Source organism: Pseudomonas sp. KnCO4 (assembly GCF_045344305.1).
GTDB lineage: Bacteria > Pseudomonadota > Gammaproteobacteria > Pseudomonadales > Pseudomonadaceae > Aquipseudomonas > Aquipseudomonas anuradhapurensis.
Window position 1 is genome coordinate 3,676,609 of record NZ_CP174199.1, and the last position, 18,697, is coordinate 3,695,305.

Below are 18,697 nucleotides of genomic sequence, written 5' to 3' on the forward strand. Positions count from 1 at the left end.
TTATAATTATTCTCAGCAACACGGGTTTTGGCTGTAGGGTTTCAGCGCCTGTTGGATCGAGCGCCGCCCGCGCGGCGCATCGCTCTCACAGGCGCCACATCTCTGTCGCCGTACCACCCCGCACGATATCCGCTAAATCCCCTCCCGCCGCTTTCGTCTATCTGGCACCCCCTCGGCTGGACGTCTGTATGAGACCTTTAACCACCACCCGTCGCCGGGTCCTGCTCACGGGCCTGGGCCTGCTTGGCCTGGGCAGCCTGCTGGCCTGGACGGCACTGCCCTCCGCTGCACAGCCACTCAGCACGGTCGCGGTGACCCGTGCCGACATCGAAAGCAGCGTAACCGCACTGGGCACCCTGCAACCACGACGCTACGTGGATGTCGGGGCGCAGGCCTCGGGGCAGATCCACACCCTGCACGTCGAGGTTGGCGATACGGTGCGCAAAGGCCAGCTGCTGGTCGAGATCGACCCTTCGACCCAGCAGGCGCGGCTGGATGCCGGCCGCTACTCGATCGACAACCTCAAGGCCCAGTTGGCCGAACAACGCGCGCAGTTCCAGCTGGCACGGCAGCAACTCAAGCGCCAGCGTGACCTGGCCGCTGCCGACGCCACCCGCGACGAGGACGTGCAGGCCGCCGCTGCCCAGCTCAAAGTCACCCAGGCGCGCATCGACATGTTCCAGGCGCAGATCCGCCAGGCCCAGGCCAGCCTGCGCAGCGACGAGGCCGAGCTGGGCTACACCCGCATCTACGCGCCCATGGACGGTACCGTGGTGGCGGTGGACGCGCGCGAGGGGCAAACCCTCAACGCCCAACAGCAAACCCCGTTGATCCTGCGCATCGCCAGGCTCTCGCCAATGACGGTATGGGCCCAGGTATCGGAGGCCGACATCGGCCAGGTCAAGCCGGGCATGATCGCGTACTTCACCACCCTGGCCGGCGGCAAGCGCCGTTGGACCAGCACCGTGCGCCAGGTGCTGCCGGTGCCGCCCAAGCCGCTGGACCAGGCCAGCCAGGGCGGCGGTAGCCCGGCCAGCGTCAGCAATGGCAACGCCGGCAACCAGGTGGTGCAGTACAGCGTGCTGCTGGATGTCGACAACCCGGACGGTGCGCTGATGGCCGAAATGACTGCCCAGGTATTCTTCGTCGCCGGCAAGGCCAGCCAGGTGCTGACCGTGCCATGGGCAGCGCTGGACGACGCCGATGGCCTGCGCCTGGCGCATGTGCTGACCCGTGACGGCAAGGTGGAACAGCGCCAGGTGCGCACCGGCCTCAGTGACCGCCTGCGGGTGCAGGTACTGGACGGCCTGAATGAAGGCGAACGCCTGGTGATCGGCGCCCCTGGCGTGCGCGGAGGCTGAATGAGTACACCCCTGATCGAACTGGTCGACATTCGTAAATCCTACGGCGGCGTCGACACGCCCAAGGTCGATATCCTGCATGGCATCAACCTGCGCATCCACCCCGGCGAATTTGTCGCCATCGTCGGCGCTTCCGGCTCTGGCAAATCGACGCTGATGAATATCCTCGGTTGCCTCGACCGGCCCACGTCCGGCCGCTATCGCTTCGCCGGCAAGGACGTGGCCGAACTGGGCAGCGACGAACTGGCCTGGTTGCGCCGCGAGGCGTTCGGCTTCGTCTTCCAGGGCTACCACCTGATCCCCTCCGGCTCGGCCCGGGAAAACGTCGAAATGCCGGCCATCTATGCTGGCATCGCCGCCCCCCAACGCCACGCCCGCGCCAGCGCCCTGCTCGCCCGCCTGGGCCTGGCCAGCCGCACCGGCAACCGCCCGCAGCAGTTGTCTGGCGGCCAGCAGCAGCGGGTATCGATCGCCCGGGCATTGATGAACGGCGGCCATATCATCCTCGCCGACGAACCCACCGGCGCGCTCGACAGCCACAGCGGCAGCGAAGTGATGGCGTTGCTCGACGAGCTGGCCAGCCAGGGCCACGTGATCATCCTGATCACCCACGACCGCCATGTGGCGGCGCGGGCGCAGCGAGTGATCGAAATCCGCGACGGCCTGGTCGTCAGCGATTCGGCCAGCGCCCTGCCCCCGCCTCACAACGGCCGAGGGCTGCAGGCCGCGCAGTTGCGTCAACGCCTGGATCACGGCGCGACCCTGCGCGGGGCCTGGCGGGGCGAATTGCGCGAAGCCCTGCAGGCCGCCTGGCGGGTGATGTGGGTCAACCGCTTGCGCACCGCACTGACCCTGCTGGGTATCGTCATCGGGGTTGCCTCGGTAGTAGTGATGCTGGCCGTGGGCGAAGGCAGCAAACGCCAGGTCATGGCGCAAATGGCTGCCTTCGGCTCGAACATCCTCTACCTCAATGGCAAGCCGGCGAGCCTGGGCGAACAGGCCGGCACCATCACCCTCGACGATGTTGCCGCCATCGGCCAGTTGCCGCAGGTCCGGCACGTGATGCCGGTGCTCGGAGAAAAGATGATGGTGCGCCACGGCAACCACAGCCAGCGGTTCTATGTGGGCGGCAACAACACCCGCTTCCCCGAGATTTTCAACTGGCCGGCGGTGCACGGCGCCTTCTACACCGATAGCGATGAAGCCAACGCCGCAGCGGTGGCGGTGATCGGCCAGAAAGTGCGGGAAAAGATGCTCGACCCAGGGCGCGACCCGCTGGGGCAGTACCTGCTGATCGGCAATGTACCGTTCCAGGTGGTCGGCGTCCTGGCTGGCAAGGGGGCCAGCTCTGGCGACCAGGACAGCGACGGGCGCATCGTGGTGCCCTACTCGGCAGCCGCCATTCGCCTGTTCGGCCAGCGCGATCCGGACTACATCGCCGTCGCCGCCCTCGACTCCACGCAGGTCGGCGCAACCGAAGCGGCCATCGACCAGCTGCTGCGCCAGCGCCACAACGGGCGCCGGGACTTCGAGCTGAGCAACGACGCGGCACTGATCCAGGCCGAAGCGCGCACGCAGAACAGCCTGTCGCTGATGCTGGGGGCGATTGCCGCGATCTCGCTGCTGGTGGGCGGCATCGGGGTGATGAACATCATGCTGATGACGGTGCGCGAGCGCACCCGCGAAATCGGTATCCGCATGGCTACCGGCGCACGCCAGCGCGACATCCTGCGGCAATTTCTCAGCGAGGCGGTGCTGCTGTCGATGGTCGGCGGCCTGGCCGGCATCGTCCTGGCCCTGGCCATCGGCGCTGGCCTGATGCTGGCAGATGTGGCGGTGGCCTTTGCCCTGCCTGCCATGCTCGGCGCCTTTGCCTGCGCCGTGGTCACCGGCATCGTGTTCGGCTTCATGCCCGCGCGCAAGGCCGCCCGCCTCGACCCGGTCAAAGCCCTTACCAGCGAATAATCCATGACTCTGCCTAGCCGCATCAGCCTGTTGCCCCTGTGCGTATGCCTCGCCGCCTGCAGCATGCCAACCCCACCTGCCAGCGACCTGCCCGCCCCGCTAGCCTGGCAAGGCGCAGGTGCATCACCCTCGGCACCGCTGCCGACGCCCCAGTGGTGGCACGCGTTCGCCAGCCGCGAGCTGGACCGCCTGGTGCAGCGTGCCCTGCACAATGCCCACGACCTGGCCGCCGCCACCGCGCGGGTGCGCCAGGCCCAGGCCCGCGCGGTGATTGCCGGTGCGCCGTTGCTGCCGGAGCTGAAGCTGGGCCTGGACGGCAGCCGCCAACGCCTGCTGCACGGCGATGGCTACGACCAGCTTGATGTCAGCCGCAACGAACCGACCAGCACCTCATTCGACGTGCAGCTCAGCGCCAGCTACGAGATCGACTTCTGGGGCGGCCTGCGGGCGTCCCGCGCGCAGGCCTTGCGCAGCCTGGATGCCAGCCGTTTCGACCGCCAGACCGTTGAGCTGACCCTGGTCAGTGCCGTGGCCGACAGTTACCTGCAGGGGCTGGCGCTGGCAGAACAGCTGCGCATCGCCCGCCTGAACCTGCGCAATGCCCAGGACCTGCTGGGCCTGGTCGAAGCGCGCCAGCGCAGCGGTTCTGCCACGCGCCTGGAGCTGGCCCAGCAGCGCAGCCTGGTGGCCGCGCAGCAACGCCAGTTGCCGCTGCTGGAACAGAAGTGGCAGGACAGCCGGGTCACCCTGGCGACCCTGCTCGGCGACCCGGTGCAGTCGTTGCCCAGCAGCCAGGAAGCGATCACCAGCCTGCAGTGGCCGGCCATCGGCAGCGGCGTGCCCAGCGAACTGCTCACTCGCCGACCGGACATTGCCGCTGCCGAAGCGCGTCTGGCCGCTGCCAGCGCCAATGTGCACGTCGCCCGCGCGGCCATGCTGCCCAAGCTCACCCTCGGCGCCAACCTGGGGGCGGGTGCCGACACCTTCGCCCACCTGTTCGACAGCGCCTACTACACCCTCAGCAGCGGCCTGGTCGCGCCGGTGTTCAACCATGGCCGGCTGCGCGCCGCACGTGAGCTGGCCGAAGCCGAACAGGCGGAATTGCTGGAGACCTACCGCAGCAGCATCCTGGCCGCTTTTGCCGATGTCGAGAAGGCGCTCAATGCGATCGATGGCGTCGATCGCCAGCGCCAGTGGCAGGATCAGGAGGTGCAGCAGGCCCGGCTGGCATTCGAGTTGGCGCAACGGCGCTATGGCGCAGGCGCCGAGACCTTGTTGAGCGTGCTGGAAACCCAGCGCACCTGGTATGTGGCGCAGGACCAGCAGGCGCAACTGCGCCTGGCGCGGTTGCAGGGCAGCGTGGCGTTGTACAAGGCCTTGGGTGGGGGGTGGGGAGCCAACCCGTAGGGCTGGCACAGGCAGCGGCTAGCTCCGCACCTTCAGGTTGCGCGCATACCACGGTCGCTGCGGCACCCTGGGCTGCAACTTGTCGAACAGGCCGTCATCACTGTAGATGATGCGCAATGCCAGCTTCATCGTTTCCGGGTCCATTTCCACACTGCGCCCAGGCCGCAACCCCGGCACCGTCGAGCAGCCATGGGTATCCGGCCCCAACCACGGGTCCGCCACGGCCACCCAGCGCCCGGGGGCGAACCACGGCACACCATTGACCTGCAGGCGCCTGACCTCGCCGGGGTGCAAGCGTTCATGGGCCTCGAACCAATCCTCGATGCGGTCATCGATCCAGCCATGAAAGCGCCAGAACACCGGGTTCACATGGGAGGAAAACGGGTCGCCAAGGAAATCGTTCTGCGCGGCGAACCAACGCCCGGCAAAATCATCCGGCGTACGCGCCGTCGGCACCGGCATGCCATTGGCGGGGTCGCGCGGCACCGATGCCCAGCGCATGTGCAACCAGTCGTGCAGGCCCAGTTCCAGTTCCGAGCCAAATTGCGCCAGGGTCAGCGAGCTCAGGTACTCGGGGTCGGTATAGCGCGACTCCCAGACCTGGAAGTTGCCATGGAAGGTATCCGCAGCCTTGATGTCGCGCACCCACTGGCTGTACTCCGCGTCACCGCTGGCCTGCCAGGTCGGCGGCAGGGCATTGCCGTCATGGTTGTCGAAATAACGGGCGAACCCGACGCGGTCGCGCTCCAGTTCTGGCTGCGGCAGCGGGAAGCGCGGCCAGGAAGGCAGGTCTTGCAACGCACGTGCGCTGCCAAGCATATGCCGGTGCATGAACAGGAAGTCCTCGCCCGAGCCATTGCGGTCCTTGTGCCGGCCACGCGCATCACGCTCACGGTCACGCGGCCCCGGTTGCCAGCCCAGGCCACGCAGGGCGCCCTGCTTGTCCTTGGCCAGCTTGTGCCATTTGTCCCGCGAGGCGTGCCACAGCTGGTGGAACAGGCGATGCTCCGCAGAGGTCAGCCAGGCCAGCAATTGCGGGTTCAGCGGGGTCCGCTCCCGGGCTTCCGGGAAGCTGCGTTTCAATGCCAGGAAGTGGTTGTCCTGCAGCGGCAACGACAACGCCCGGTCCAGCCGCGCGATGCGCCCATTGAGCGTCGCCGGCCCGGCGTTGCCGAAACGCCCCCACACCTCGTCGAGCACGACATGGCATTCATAGCGCGCCTGGGACGACAACAGCCGCCAGCGCAAGCTGCCCGGCTTGTCTGCCAGCAAGTCGCCGACCACGCGGTAGCGCGGTTCCGCCGCCGCACGCAGGCGCTCGGGAGTATCCAGATAGCCGCGCAGGGCGCGGCCATTGCCTGCAACGTCAAGCAACAGCTCCAGGTCACCCGCCGGCAAGCCCAGCAGGCCTGCCTCCGCGCCCAGCAGGGTCAAGCGCCAGATACCGCGCAGGGTGTCGCCCAACTGTTGCAGGCCGGTGTCGGCCAACTCGACGACGGCCTCGCCAGGCGTCTGCGGAAATTCCTCGGCGGCGCCCTGTCGCTGCTGATACAGCGCACCCACCGCAGCGGGCACCACCACGCCCGTCAATGCCACACCGGCGATGAAACCACGTCGCGAAATCGTCATTGCATACCTGTGCATTCATTGCGGCCATGGAGCACGGCCCGTCCAACGCTAGAACGTTGCATGGGCGGCGAAATTTAACCGGGCAGGGCCAGAGGCCGCCGCTAAATTTCGGCGCTGCGAGCTCGTTCACTGCAGGTAGCGGCGGCCTCTGTGCCCATCCCTCGACGGTGAACCTACTGAGACCAAGATGACGACTTCACGCTGGAACAAAGCCCTGTTTATCAGCCTGGCCACTGCGCTTACCGCTGGCGCCGGGTTTGCTGCCTGGCACTATTTCGCCACGCCTGCCGGCTACTCCAGAGCGGTGATGCGCCAGGCCAACGACCTGCAGGAACGCATCCTCTCGTTCGACAGCCATGTCACCCTGCCGCTGACCTTCGGCACCGAAGGCAGTGAAGCGGACAAGGACGGCGCTGGCCGCTTCGACTTGGCCAAGGCTGCACGCGGGCGCCTGTCCGGCGCCGCCCTGACGATATTCGCCTGGCCCGAATCGTGGACGGGCAACACAGGCCCGCACCGCCCTACCCCGGGCTTCGTCGAAGCCGCCCGGCATACCCAGGAGGTGCGCTACAACGCCATCAGCGCGATGGTCCGCGACTTCCCGCAACAGGTCGGCATCGCCTACACCGCGCAAGACTTTCGGCGCCTGCACGGCGAGGGCAAGTTCGCGGTGCTGCTCAGCATGCTCAACGCCTACGCCCTGGGCGACGACATCGACCAGCTCGACCGCTGGGCCGCACGCGGGGTGCGCATGTTCGGCTTCAGTTACGTGGGCAACAACAGCTGGGCCGATTCCTCGCGCCCGCTGCCGTTCTTCAATGACACTGCCGATGCCCTGGGCGGCCTGTCACCGCTCGGCAAGCGCGCCGTACAACGGCTGAATGACCTGGGTGTGATCATCGATGTGTCGCAGATGTCCAGCAAGGCGCTGGCCCAGGCCGTCGCTCTCAGCCGCGCCCCGGTGGTGGCGTCGCATTCGGCGCCACGGGCCATGGTCGACATCAGGCGCAACCTTTCCGACAAGGAATTGCAACTGATCAAGGACAGCGGCGGTGTAGTCCAGTTGGTGGCCTTCTCTACCTACCTCAAGCCGCTGAGCAGCAAGACCCAGGGCAAACTCAACGCATTGCGCGCACGCTACGCCCTGCCGCCACTGGCCGACCTCAACTACGCACTGATGCCGGGTGACCCGGTGATCGCCGGCTGGCCCGAGCAGAAGGTCGGCCAGTATGCCAACGAGCTGTACGGCATTCTCGAAGAAGAACCCCCGGCCACCCTCAAGGACTACGGCGATGCCATCGACTACACGGTGCGCAAGGTCGGCATCGACCATGTCGGCATCAGCTCGGACTTCAACGAAGGCGGCGGCATCGACGGCTGGCAGAACGCCAGCGAGGCGCGCAACGTCACTGCCGAACTGATCAGCCGCGGCTACTCCGAAGCGGATATTGCCAAGCTCTGGGGCGGCAATTTCCTGCGCGTGTGGGAGCAGGTGCAACGCGCCGCACAACCTGTCGCCTCTTTATCCCCCTGAACTTGCGAGCCACGTGATGAACGACCGTCGCACCTTCCTCAAACAGGCCGGCCTGCTGGCCGCCGCCTTGCCACTGACAGGCCCCGGCCCGCTGCTGGCAACTGCCCACGCAGCGCCTGACCCAGCGGCCAATGGCACCGACTGGGCGGCATTTCGCGGCCTGTTCGAGCTGGACCCTGGGTATGCCCACTTCGCCAACTTCTTGATCACCTCGCACCCACGCCCGGTACGCGAAGCCATCGAGGCACTGCGCGCCCGCTTCGACCATCACCCGGCCCGCCTGGTCGACTGGGACAGCCAGTCGGAGTGGAAGCACGAAGCCGCGGTGCGCGAGTGGGCGGCGCGCTACCTCGAAGTGACGCCGCGCCAGATCGCCCTGACCGGCAGCACCACCGAAGGCCTCGGGCTGATCTATGGCGGGCTGAAGATCGCGCCGGGGCAGGAAATACTCACTACCGTGCATGAGCATTCAGCCGCCCGCCACACCATGGGTTTTCGCACCACCCGCGACGGCACCCGAGTGCGCCGGTTGCGCCTGTTCGACGACCCTGCCAAGGTCAGCAGCGACCAGGTTCTGACCACCATCGCTGCCGCCATCGGGCCACAGACCCGGGTGCTGGGCATGACCTGGGTGCACTCGGGCAGTGGCGTGAAACTGCCGGTGGGCGAGATCGGCGCGCTGGTCCGCGAGGCCAACCGCCAGCGAGACGAGCACGACCGGATCATCTACGTGATCGACGGCGTACACGGCCTTGGCGTCGAAGACATGCGCTTTGCCGACCTCAACTGCGATTATTTCATTGCCGGTACCCACAAGTGGCTGTTCGGACCACGCGGTACCGGGATCATCTGCGCGGCGTCCACCGGGCTGGAGCAACTGGCCCCGACCATTGCCAGCTTTTCCGAGAACGAAGACTTTGCCACCGTGATGACGCCGGGTGGCTACCACGCGTTCGAGCACCGCTGGGCGCTGGGCAAGGCGTTCGAATTGCACCTGCAACTGGGCAAGGCGGCAGTGCAGGCGCGGATCCATGGGCTCAACGAGCGGCTCAGGCAGCAGCTTGAGGCATTGCCGGGGGTCGAACTGGTGACACCGCGCAGCGCACGCTATTCGGCGGGGTTCACTTTCTTCAGGGTCAACGGCCAGGACGCCGACGAGGTGGCCCGCCATCTCAATAACCAGCGCATCGTGATCGATGCCGTGTCGCGGGATGTGGGGCCGGTGGTGCGGACGGCGCCAGGGTTGTTGAATACCGAGGCCGAGATCGAGCGGTTGGTAACAGTGTTGGGGCGAGCCGTTCACGGTTGACGCCTTGGGGCTGCGTGGCGGCCCATCGCGACGCAAGGCCGCTCCTGCAACATCGCGTCAATCTGGCCTGATGCTTATGCAACACGCGCCCCGGCAATCTCGAGTCAGCCCTGCTCGCTGATCACCTGCAACCACGCCCCGACATCCCGATAGATGTCCGCCACCTGGCCCACGATCCCCGACATGCGCAGAAAGTCATGGGTCAGCCCCTCCACCCGCGCGAAGCGCACTGGCGTGCCACCCGCCAGCAGCCAGTCGCGATAAGCGATACCTTCATCGTGCAACGGGTCGTACTCGGCGACGAACAGATACGCCGGCGCCAACGCTTCCCGCAGGGACGAGCGCAACGGCGACACCCGCCAGTCCAGGCGCTGCTCAGGCTGCGGTACATAGTGCCGGTAGAACCACTCCAGCGTGGCCGTCTCCAGCAGGTAACCCTCGGCATGCTGGCGATGCGAATCACGCTGGCAGGCCATATCGGTTACCGGATAGAACAGCAGCTGCGCCAGCGGCTTGAATGCCAGTGCCCCGGGCTGCTCGACTGCCATGATCGCCATGACCGCTGCCAGGCTGGCCCCCACACTGTCCCCCGCCAGCACTATCCGGTGCTTGTCCAGCCCCAGCGCCGTCGCCTGTTCAGCCAGCCAGTTGGCAGTGTCCAGCACATCGTGCAGCGCCACCGGAAACTGCTGCTGCGGTGCCAATCGGTAGTCCGCGGCCAGTACCGCGAACTCGCCCAGGGCAGCCAGGCGGCGGCACACCGAATCATGCGAGTCGAGGCTGCCAACCACGTAGCCGCCACCGTGCAGGTACAGGATCACCGGCTGCAAGGCGGCAGCGGCCTGGCCCTGACGGTACAAACGGGCAGCCAGGCGGGAACCGTCGCGCGCGCCGACCTGCAGTTCGCTGACCATGACGTGGCCCGGCGGGCTCGGGTCGAGCAGCTGCGAGCTGCTTGCGAACTCGGCGCGGGCCTGGGCCACGTCCATCGCGTGCATGGGCAGGCTCCTGCCCGTCAGCCGGCCAAATTCGACCAGTTCCAGAAAAGCCGCCAGATCAGGGTGCAATGCCATGTGGGTTCCTTGGTGGACAAAGTGACTCGGGCTCCCCTACGGACGTAGCCGCACACCGAAAAATTACCCGCCCCTACCGCTAAATCAGTGCCCCAGGCGCTCGTCATCCTTGCACAACGAAAAACCGCAGAGGCATACCGTGGACCTTCAGAGCATCCTCAGCAAACTGTTCGCCAACGCCCATGCTGTCGGCATCGAGGGCGTGTTCCAGTTCGTCTTCGGCCAGGACCAGGTGTTCTGGTCGGAGGTCCGCGACAGCAGCCGCACCAGCGCCGGCCGGCACAGCGCGCCGGACGTCACCATTGAAGTGGCCGAGCAGGACTTCCTCGGCATCATGGGCGGCACGACCAACGTCGAGGAGCTGTTCGCCAGCGCGCGGCTGAAGATCACCGGCAACATGGGCCTGGCCACGCTGCTGCCGCAGATCATCAGCAACGCCCGCCGCGGGGTGACGACGACCAGGGTGGCGATGAACCAGCGCTACCCGACGCCGGCACGCTTCAGCGAACGGGTATCGGCGGGCCAACCCGTGCAGCGCGAAGTGGCCCGCATCGCCCGCGCCGACCTGCCCGTGGCGCGCTTTCATGACGACTACCTGGTGCATGGCATTCCGCTGGTGATCAGCGATGCGCTGCAGGACTGGCCGCTGTTCACCATGGGCCGTGAGGCCTCGCTGGTGCATTTCGCCGAACTGCAGGGCATTACCCGCCACGGCGACTACGTGAAGAAGACGTTCTCCACCGACCGCGACTTCCGCTCCACATCCATAGCTGAGTTCATCGCCTCGCTGGACACCCCGGCCAAGCCTGGTGAAACCCCGGCCTACATGGGCAATAACATCGTGCCGGAAAAGCTGCTGTCACTGATCCGCTACCCGCCGTATTTCGCCCGCGACAAGTTCATCGCGCCGCGCATCTGGATCGGCCCCAAGGGCACCCTGACGCCGCTGCACCGCGACGATACCGACAACCTGTTTGCCCAGGTCTGGGGGCAGAAGTCGTTCATCCTTGCCGCGCCACACCATCGTCCGGCGCTGGGCACCTGGTCGACCAGCCCCAAGGGCGGCCTGGACGGCTGCGATTTCAACCCCGACACCCCGGACTACCAACGCTTCCCGACGGCACGCGAGGTGCCATTCCTGCGTGTGGTGCTACAAGCCGGTGACCTGCTGTTCCTACCCGAGGGCTGGTTCCATCAGGTGGAGTCGGTGTCTACCTCGTTGTCGGTGAACTTCTGGGTAGATTCCGGGCGCGGCTGGTAGCCGGAATTACCGGGGGCGTCCTGCGCCCCCGGCACGATTCAGACAGAAGCGAGCAGCGCCTCGGCAAAGCGCTGTGCCACTTCATCGATCTGCTCACCGGTGATGATCAACGGCGGCAGGAAACGCACCACCGCGCCATGCCGCCCGCCCAGCTCCAGGATCAACCCGCGCTTGAGGCATTCACGCTGCACCGTGGCCGCCAGCTCACGGTTGGCCTGTGGCTGGCCAAGCGCATCTCGCTGCCCTTGGCCGCCGACCAACTCCACCCCGATCATCAACCCACGGCCACGGATATCGCCCAGCTGCGGATAATCCCGCTGCAACTGCTGCAGATGCTGGCGCAGGCGCTGGCCCATGGCCTCGGCATGCTCGGCCAGGCGCTGTTCGACCAGGTAAGCGATCACCGCCGAACCCGCCGCCATGGCCATCTGGTTGCCACGGAAGGTACCGGCATGGGCACCCGGCTTCCAGCTGTCCAGCCAGTCGCGGTACACCACCACCGCCAGTGGCAGGCTGCCACCGATGGCTTTGGACAGGGTAACCACATCCGGCACGATGCCGGCGTGCTCGAAGGCAAACATGCGCCCGGTGCGGGCAAAGCCGCTCTGGATTTCGTCGACGATCAGCGCCACGCCGGCTTGCTCGGTGATCCGGCGCACGCCCTTGAGCCACTCGATATCGGCCGGGATGACCCCGCCCTCGCCCTGTACCACCTCGAGGATCACTGCAGCGGGCAAAGGCACGCCGCTTTCCGGGTCGAGCAACAGGTTTTCCAGGTAATGCAGGTTGGCCCTGACCCCGGCTGCACCGCCCAGGCCGAACGGGCAGCGGTAGTCGTAGGGGTATGGCATGAACTGCACGCCGTTGCCGAGCAAGGCGCCCAGTGGCTGCTTCGGCCCATGGCTGCCCATCAGGCTCAGCGCGCCCTGGCTCATGCCGTGGTAGGCGCCCTGGAAAGCCAGCACGGTGCTGCGGCCGGTGGCACTCCGTACCAGTTTCAGCGCCGCCTCTACCGCATCGGTGCCGGTCGGGCCGCAGAACTGCACCTTGGCCTCACGGCGCAGTGCCTCGGGCAGGACGCCGAACAGGTCCTGGACAAAGCGGTCCTTGACCGGCGTGGTCAGGTCCAGGGTATGCAGGGGCAGCTCATCGGCCAGGACCCGCTGGATCGCCTCGACCACCACCGGGTGGTTATGGCCCAGCGCCAGGGTGCCGGCACCGGCCAGGCAATCGATGAACTGGCGGCCTTCGACATCCTCGACATGAATGCCACTGGCGCGCTTGAGCGCCAACGGGATGCGCCGCGGGTAGCTGCGGGCGTTGGACTCCTGTTGCTGCTGGCGCTGCAGCAAAGGCGAATCGGTGAACGCGTACAACGGGCGCGGCGCACTGGCCGGTAGAACCTGGGCAAGGCTGGAAGCGGTGGGCATGGGTGGTTCCTCGCAAGCAAGCGAATGAGCGGGTGTCGCTTGGGAAACGCTTGAATGCGAGGAGGATTTAGCGGTTGGTGGAGGATTTTCGTCAGCCTGTTGTGGCCTCTTCGCGGGTAAACCCGCTCCCACCGGGAGCACACCGTAGCTGAAACCTGTGCTGTACCTGTGGCAGCGGGTTTACCCGCGAAGAGCCCACAACAGTCGGCAAGGATCAACGCCCCGAGCGCGCCGGTACCTGCAACAGGACCCGCAACCCATCACTGCGGCTGTCGAACTTCAGGCTGCCGGCACAACGCTGCACGATCGCCTGCACGATCGCCAGGCCCAACCCGCAACCACCACTTTGCCCATTACGCCAGAAACGCTCGGTCAAGTGCTCCAGGTCGGCCTCGGCAATTCCCGGCCCATGGTCACGCACCATGAAGCCTACCTGCCCGTCGCTCATCTGCACCTCCAGCTCCACCGCCTCATCGCCACCGTGGCGCAAGGCGTTGTCCAGCAGGTTGCGCAACGCCGCCACCGCCAGCGGTGCCGGCATGCCCAGGTAGACCTGGGTGGCTTCTTCCGGCAAACGCAAGACGATACGCCGGTTGTCACCACCACCGGCGTCCTGCACCGCCTGCCGGGCCACCTGCTCGGCGCTGCACTGCACGCCATCCTCGAACGACAGGCTGCCCTCCACCCGCGCCAGCATCAGCAACTGCTCCAGCGTACGGTGCATGCGGTCGGCGCCCTGCTCGGCATGTGCCAGTGCCTGCTCGCGCACTGCCCCGTCGGTCATGCGCGCCACCTGCAGGTGGGTCTTGATCGCCGTCAGCGGGCTGCGTAGCTCATGCGCGGCATCGTCGGTCAGGCGCCGCTCACGCTCGATCGTCTGGGCAATGCGCAGGAATAGCTGGTTCTGGGTTTCCAGCAACGGCTGCAGTTCGCTGGGCAGGCCCGCCACCTGCAGCGGCTCGACGCTGTCCGCGCGCCGGCGGCGCAAGGCATCGCGCATGCGGTTGAGCGGTTCCAGGCCCTTGCCCAGGCCGATCCACAACAGCCCCAGGCTGCCGAGCAAGGCCATCAGCACCGGCGCCGAGGCGGCCAGCAGGATCGACTGGTTCAGCGCCTCGCGCTCCATGTGCCGGTCGGCGGTGGTGATACGCACATCGCCGTGGTTGTAGGTGAAGGTGCGCCACAGTGCATCGTCGATGGTCTGGTCACGGAAGCCACTGCGCTCGTCGTCCATGGCGCCATCGTGCTTGTGGTTGCTGGCGAGGATCTCGCCACGCAACGAGCTGACCTGGCAGGCCATGCCGTCCGGCACGCTGAACTGGTCGGCAGAAAAATGCGCCTCCTCGCCCTTGGCGGTCAACGGTTGCGGCAGCTGGTCGATGAGCCCGGCGACCATGCGTGCCGAGGCCACCAGGCGCTGGTCGAGGGAGAACATCATCTGCTGGCGCAGGTCGCGCAGCATCCACGCGGCCGCCAGCACCCAGATGACCACGAAGGCGCTGCCCAGGATCAGGCTCAGGCGTACCCGCAGGCTCATGATGCGGCCTCTTCCGGCGCCTGCGCCGGGCCCAGGCGGTAGCCCAGGCCGCGCACGGTCTCGACGATGCCGTTGCCCAACTTGCGCCGCAGGTGGTGGATATGCACGTTCAAGGCATTGCTCTCCACCTCGTCGCTGAAGCCGTACACGCAGTCCTTGAGCTGTTCGCTGGACAGCACTCGCCCAGGGTTCTGCAGCAGCGCCTGGAGCAGGGCCTGCTCACGGCGCGAGAGGTCGACCGGCCGCCCGGCCAGGGTGGCCGCGCAGGTACTCGGGTCGTAGCACAGCGGGCCGTGCTCGATCACATTCACCGCGCGCCCGGCCACCCGCCGCAACAGGGTGTGCAGGCGTGCGGCCAGCTCACGCAGGTCGAACGGCTTGAGCAGGTAATCGTCGGCCCCGGCCTGCAGGCCATCGACCCGGTCGGTGACCGCATCCCGCGCGGTGAGCACCAGCACCGGCAGCGTTTCGCCCTGCTGGCGCAGGCGGCGCAGCAGCTTGAGGCCGTCTTCGTCGGGCAGGCCGAGGTCGAGAATCATCACGTCGAACTGCGCGGCCTGCAGCATCGCCCGCGCATCGGCGACATTGCCCACCCGGTCCACGGTCAGGCCCTGGGCGGTGAGGCCGGCGCAGATGCCGGCGGCGATCAGGTCGTCGTCCTCGCAGAGCAGAACGTGCATGGTGGGGCTCCCGGAGTGGTGTGGCTGACATTGCACCTTGGGCGGATTAAGAGGGGATTATGGACCTTTTCCGCAGGGGGTTGGGGTTCGTCTTGGATGTGCTGGGGGCGCTGAACCAGCGGTGAACGCTTCGGCCCTACATCACCCCTTCCGGCGTATCCACATCCAGCAACACCCCGGCATCCTCTACCTCAACCACCACGCGGCAAGCCTGATGCCCGCGCACCAGCGCCCGCGCCCCTTCATCCCCGCCCAGCCGCCCCAACGCCGGCCAGAAATCGCGCCCGAAGATCACCGGGTGCCCGTGCTGCCCGGCATGGCGCGGCAACACGATGGTCGAAGGGCTGGCCGCTTCGGCCAGGCGACACAAGGTGGCCGGTTCGATCCACGGCATATCGCCCAGCAGAATGGCCACCGCCTGCGCCTGGCTGTCGCGCAACGAGCCGGCACCGGCAGCCAGGCTGTGCCCCATGCCGGCGGCAGCCTCTGGGCTGGCGACGATGCGGCAATCGCCAGGCAGGCCGAAATCCTCGCCCCGCTCGCCTGCGCGTAACACCACGCGAACGTCAGCGAAGGCTGCCCGAGCCCGCTCCACGCTATGCGCCAGCAGGCTGCGACCATCCGCCAGGGCCACCCGGCGCTTGTCGGCGCCAAAACGCCTGGCGCTGCCTGCCGCCAGCACCAGCGCGACCACGCTCACGAGCGCACCTTGCGTTTGTGCGAGGCAGCTGCGGCGGCCATCGCAGGGCGGTCGAACGCTTTGGTACCTATCGTTTCAGGCATGGGCAACTCGCAATGGCCGGATCATCAGGCAATGCAACCACTGCCGGGTCGGCATGGCAAGCGCGGCTGATGGTACCGCGCCCGGATAGGCAGCGCCGGTTGCACCCACAAGGGTTAACCTTGGGTTAATCGACCCAGGCCAGCATGACACCTTTCAACGTACTGCCAAGGCGAAGACATGCGCGTCCTCCTGCTCTTCCTGACACTGCTCCTGGCCGGCCCGTTGCAGGCCAACCCGTTCGATGTCAAACCTGACTTCCTGCCGGTCGACCAGGCTTTCGTGCTGACCCACGACCGCCAGCCCGATGGCCAGATGCGCCTGTATTTCCAGATCAAGCCAGGCTACTACCTGTATCAGAAACGCCTGAAGTTCGACGGCCTGCCCGTCGAGCAACACCCGCAGCTGCCAGCTGCGCTCAACCACCACGACGAATTCTTCGGCGACAGCGCGGTGTACCGCGACCAGTTGCAACTGCTGCTGCCCGCCAGCGCCCAGGGCCAACTGCGCCTGGGCTGGCAAGGCTGTGCCGACGCTGGCCTGTGCTACCCACCGCAGACCACCTTGATCGACCTCGGCGGCAGCACAGCGCCGGTAGCCGAGCAAGCCAGCGACCAGGCGCTGGCCAGCGGCCTGCAGCAAAGCCACCTGGCCTGGAGCCTGCTGGCGTTCTTCGGCCTGGGCCTGTTGCTGGCCTTCACCCCCTGTTCGCTGCCGATGCTGCCGATCCTCGCCGGGCTGGTACTGGGCAATGGCGCCAGCGCCCGGCGCGGCTGGCTGCTGGCCGGGGTCTATGTACTGAGCATGGCCCTGGTATATGCCGCCCTGGGCGTGGTCGCCGCGCTGCTGGGCGCCAGCCTGCAGGCCTGGCTGCAGCAACCCTGGCTGCTGGGCAGCCTGGCGGGGCTGTTCGTGGTCCTGGCCCTGCCGATGTTCGGCGTCTTCGAACTGCAACTGCCTGCCGCCCTGCGTGACCGCCTGGACCGCGCCGGGCGCGGCACGCGTGGCGGCCACCTGTATGGCGCGGCGCTGCTCGGTGGGTTGTCCGGGCTGCTGATGGGCCCGTGCATGACCGCGCCGCTGGCGGGGGCGTTGTTGTACATCGCCCACAGCGGCGATGTACTGCAGGGGGCGCTGGTGTTGTTCAGCCTGGGCCTGGGCATGGGCGTGCCGCTGATGCTGCTGGTGACCTTGGGCAACCGCTACCTGCCGCGCCCTGGCGCCTGGATGAATCGGGTCAAGGGGGTATTCGGCTTCGTGTTCCTGGGCATGGCGCTGTACACCGTGCGCAGCCTGCTGCCCAGCGCGTTGCTGCTGGCCCTCAGCGGCGGGCTGCTGATCACCCTGGCCTGGGCAGCCTGGCCGGCCCTGCAGCGGCTCCCGGCGTTGCGCGCTGTCCCGCTGCTGGGCGCCCTGTGGGGCGGCCTGCTGCTGGTGGGTGCGGCGGCCGGTGGCGACGACCTCTGGCAACCGCTGCGCCCGTTCACCAGCAGCGCCTCACCGGCCAGCGGGCAGCAGGTGGAAGACGCCTTCGTCACCGTCAGCCGCCGCGAAGACCTGCAACGCGAACTGGCGGCAGCCAAGGGGCGCGGCCAGTGGGTGATGGTCGACTACTATGCCGACTGGTGCGTGTCGTGCAAGGTCATGGAAAAACAGGTATTCGCCCGCAGCGACGTGCAGGCGGCCCTGGCCGGCGTGCACCTGCTGCGCCTGGACGTGACCGCCGACAGCCCGGCCAGCCAGGCTTTGCTGCAGCATTATCAGGTACCCGGCCCACCCAGCATCATCTGGGTCGGCCCGGAAGGCGACGAACGCCGCACACGGCGCCTCACCGGTGAAGTGGATGCAGCCGCGTTCCTGCAACACTGGACCCAGACCAGGAGCCAAGGCTGATGCTGACCGTAACCCTCGGGCCGCTGACCATGGCCCTCAACCACCTGCTGATGCTCACCGCGCTGGTGATCGCCAGCGTGGTCGGCTGGTGGGTCGCCCGGCGTGGCGGCGAAAGCCCGGAATCGGCGCTGTTCAACCTGTTCCTGATCGGCCTGTTGTGTGCACGCGCCGGCTTCGTGCTGGCCTATTGGCCGATGTACCAGGACGACCTGCTGCAGATCATCGACATCCGTGATGGTGGCTTCCTGTTCTGGTCAGGCCTTGCCGGGATCGTGCTCGGCGCCCTGTGGCAAGGCTGGCGTCATCCCGGGCTGCGCCGCCCGCTGGGCTGGGCGCTGTTCAGCGGCGCACTGTTCTGGGGCCTGGCCAGCCTCGCCGGGCACCTGTACAGCAAGGGCACCGAGCTGCCCGAACTGAGCCTGCGCAACGCCAGCGGGCAATCCGTGGCGCTGCACGGCTACCGCGGCAAACCGCTGGTGATCAACCTATGGGCCACCTGGTGCCCGCCTTGCCGGCGCGAGATGCCGGTGCTGCAGCAGGCACAGGGCGATTACCCGCATGTGACCTTCCTGTTCGTCAACCAGGGCGAAACCCCGGAAAACGTCAGCACCTTCCTCGCCACCACCGGCCTGAGCCTGACCCATGTGCTGTTCGACGGTACCGGCCTGCTGGCCCAGCGCGTCGGTTCCATGGCCCTGCCCACCACCCTGTTCTACGACGCCGACGGGCGGCTGATCGGCAGCCACCTCGGCGAGCTGTCGCGGGCCAGCCTGCGTCACGCCCTGGAACCTTTCGACCGGGCCACCGCGCCCGCCCCTGCCGCACAAGGAAACTGAC

Annotated in this window: 14 protein-coding genes; 8 read left to right on the plus strand and 6 right to left on the minus strand. The window is 67.2% G+C overall.

Annotated elements, in window-relative coordinates; all coding sequences use genetic code 11:
• Positions 1-188: 188 nt before the first annotated feature.
• Genes ACJA3S_RS17190 through ACJA3S_RS17200 form a run of 3 tightly spaced genes read left to right on the plus strand, consistent with a single transcriptional unit; the run spans position 189 to position 4,733 of the window.
• On the plus strand, positions 189-1,361 hold the full coding sequence (locus tag ACJA3S_RS17190) for an efflux RND transporter periplasmic adaptor subunit (protein ID WP_406819394.1): 1,173 nt from the start codon (positions 189-191) through the stop codon (positions 1,359-1,361).
• A complete protein-coding gene (locus tag ACJA3S_RS17195) occupies positions 1,362-3,326 on the plus strand; it encodes a MacB family efflux pump subunit (RefSeq protein WP_406819395.1) in 1,965 nt (654 codons plus the stop codon).
• Positions 3,327-3,329: 3 nt separating this feature from the next.
• Entirely contained in the window at positions 3,330-4,733 is a 1,404-nt protein-coding gene (locus ACJA3S_RS17200; protein ID WP_406819396.1) for an efflux transporter outer membrane subunit, read from the plus strand.
• 18 nt (positions 4,734-4,751) lie between these two features.
• Here the strand turns inward: ACJA3S_RS17200 and ACJA3S_RS17205 are convergent, their stop codons facing one another.
• The gene (locus ACJA3S_RS17205; protein WP_406819397.1) at positions 4,752-6,362 is read right to left on the minus strand and encodes a PvdJ/PvdD/PvdP-like protein; all 1,611 of its coding nucleotides are present in this window, start codon (positions 6,360-6,362) and stop codon (positions 4,752-4,754) included.
• 187 nt (positions 6,363-6,549) lie between these two features.
• Here ACJA3S_RS17205 and pvdM point away from each other — a divergent pair, with 187 nt between their 5' ends.
• Positions 6,550-7,896: a pyoverdine-tailoring dipeptidase-like protein PvdM gene (gene pvdM / locus ACJA3S_RS17210; protein WP_406819398.1), complete on the plus strand. Its 1,347-nt coding sequence runs from the start codon at positions 6,550-6,552 to the stop codon at positions 7,894-7,896.
• A gap of 16 nt (positions 7,897-7,912) precedes the next feature.
• Positions 7,913-9,205 (plus strand): aminotransferase class V-fold PLP-dependent enzyme, encoded by a 1,293-nt coding sequence (locus ACJA3S_RS17215; RefSeq protein WP_406819399.1) that lies wholly within the window; start codon positions 7,913-7,915, stop codon positions 9,203-9,205.
• A gap of 104 nt (positions 9,206-9,309) precedes the next feature.
• On the opposite strand, the gene ACJA3S_RS17220 is transcribed toward ACJA3S_RS17215, so the two are convergent.
• Positions 9,310-10,278, minus strand: coding sequence for an alpha/beta hydrolase (locus tag ACJA3S_RS17220; protein ID WP_406819400.1), 969 nt, complete (start codon positions 10,276-10,278; stop codon positions 9,310-9,312).
• 139 nt (positions 10,279-10,417) lie between these two features.
• On the opposite strand from ACJA3S_RS17220, the gene ACJA3S_RS17225 reads away from it, so the two are divergent.
• Positions 10,418-11,539 carry a cupin-like domain-containing protein gene (locus ACJA3S_RS17225; RefSeq protein WP_406819401.1) on the plus strand — a complete coding sequence of 374 codons (1,122 nt, stop codon included), beginning with the start codon at positions 10,418-10,420 and terminating at the stop codon, positions 11,537-11,539.
• Between the two features lie 38 nt (positions 11,540-11,577).
• On the opposite strand, the gene ACJA3S_RS17230 is transcribed toward ACJA3S_RS17225, so the two are convergent.
• The 4 genes from ACJA3S_RS17230 to ACJA3S_RS17245 all read right to left on the minus strand — a co-directional run bounded on the left by ACJA3S_RS17230 (position 11,578) and on the right by ACJA3S_RS17245 (position 15,886).
• Positions 11,578-12,969 (minus strand): aspartate aminotransferase family protein, encoded by a 1,392-nt coding sequence (locus tag ACJA3S_RS17230; protein WP_406819402.1) that lies wholly within the window; start codon positions 12,967-12,969, stop codon positions 11,578-11,580.
• A 214-nt stretch (positions 12,970-13,183) separates the two neighbouring features.
• Positions 13,184-14,506, minus strand: coding sequence for an ATP-binding protein (locus ACJA3S_RS17235; protein ID WP_406819403.1), 1,323 nt, complete (start codon positions 14,504-14,506; stop codon positions 13,184-13,186).
• Positions 14,503-15,186 (minus strand): response regulator, encoded by a 684-nt coding sequence (locus tag ACJA3S_RS17240; protein ID WP_406819404.1) that lies wholly within the window; start codon positions 15,184-15,186, stop codon positions 14,503-14,505. Before ACJA3S_RS17240 ends, ACJA3S_RS17235 begins: the two co-directional genes overlap by 4 nt.
• A gap of 136 nt (positions 15,187-15,322) precedes the next feature.
• Positions 15,323-15,886, minus strand: coding sequence for an NTP transferase domain-containing protein (locus ACJA3S_RS17245; protein WP_406819405.1), 564 nt, complete (start codon positions 15,884-15,886; stop codon positions 15,323-15,325).
• 261 nt (positions 15,887-16,147) lie between these two features.
• Between ACJA3S_RS17245 and dsbD the strand changes: the two genes are divergently transcribed.
• Both dsbD and ACJA3S_RS17255 read left to right on the plus strand, forming a co-directional pair.
• Complete coding sequence (dsbD, locus tag ACJA3S_RS17250) at positions 16,148-17,860, plus strand: protein-disulfide reductase DsbD (protein WP_406819406.1); 1,713 nt, start codon at positions 16,148-16,150, stop codon at positions 17,858-17,860.
• The gene (locus ACJA3S_RS17255) at positions 17,860-18,696 is read left to right on the plus strand and encodes a TlpA disulfide reductase family protein (protein ID WP_186688316.1); all 837 of its coding nucleotides are present in this window, start codon (positions 17,860-17,862) and stop codon (positions 18,694-18,696) included. The genes dsbD and ACJA3S_RS17255 overlap by 1 nt, the downstream gene beginning before the upstream one ends.
• Position 18,697 lies beyond the last annotated feature (1 nt).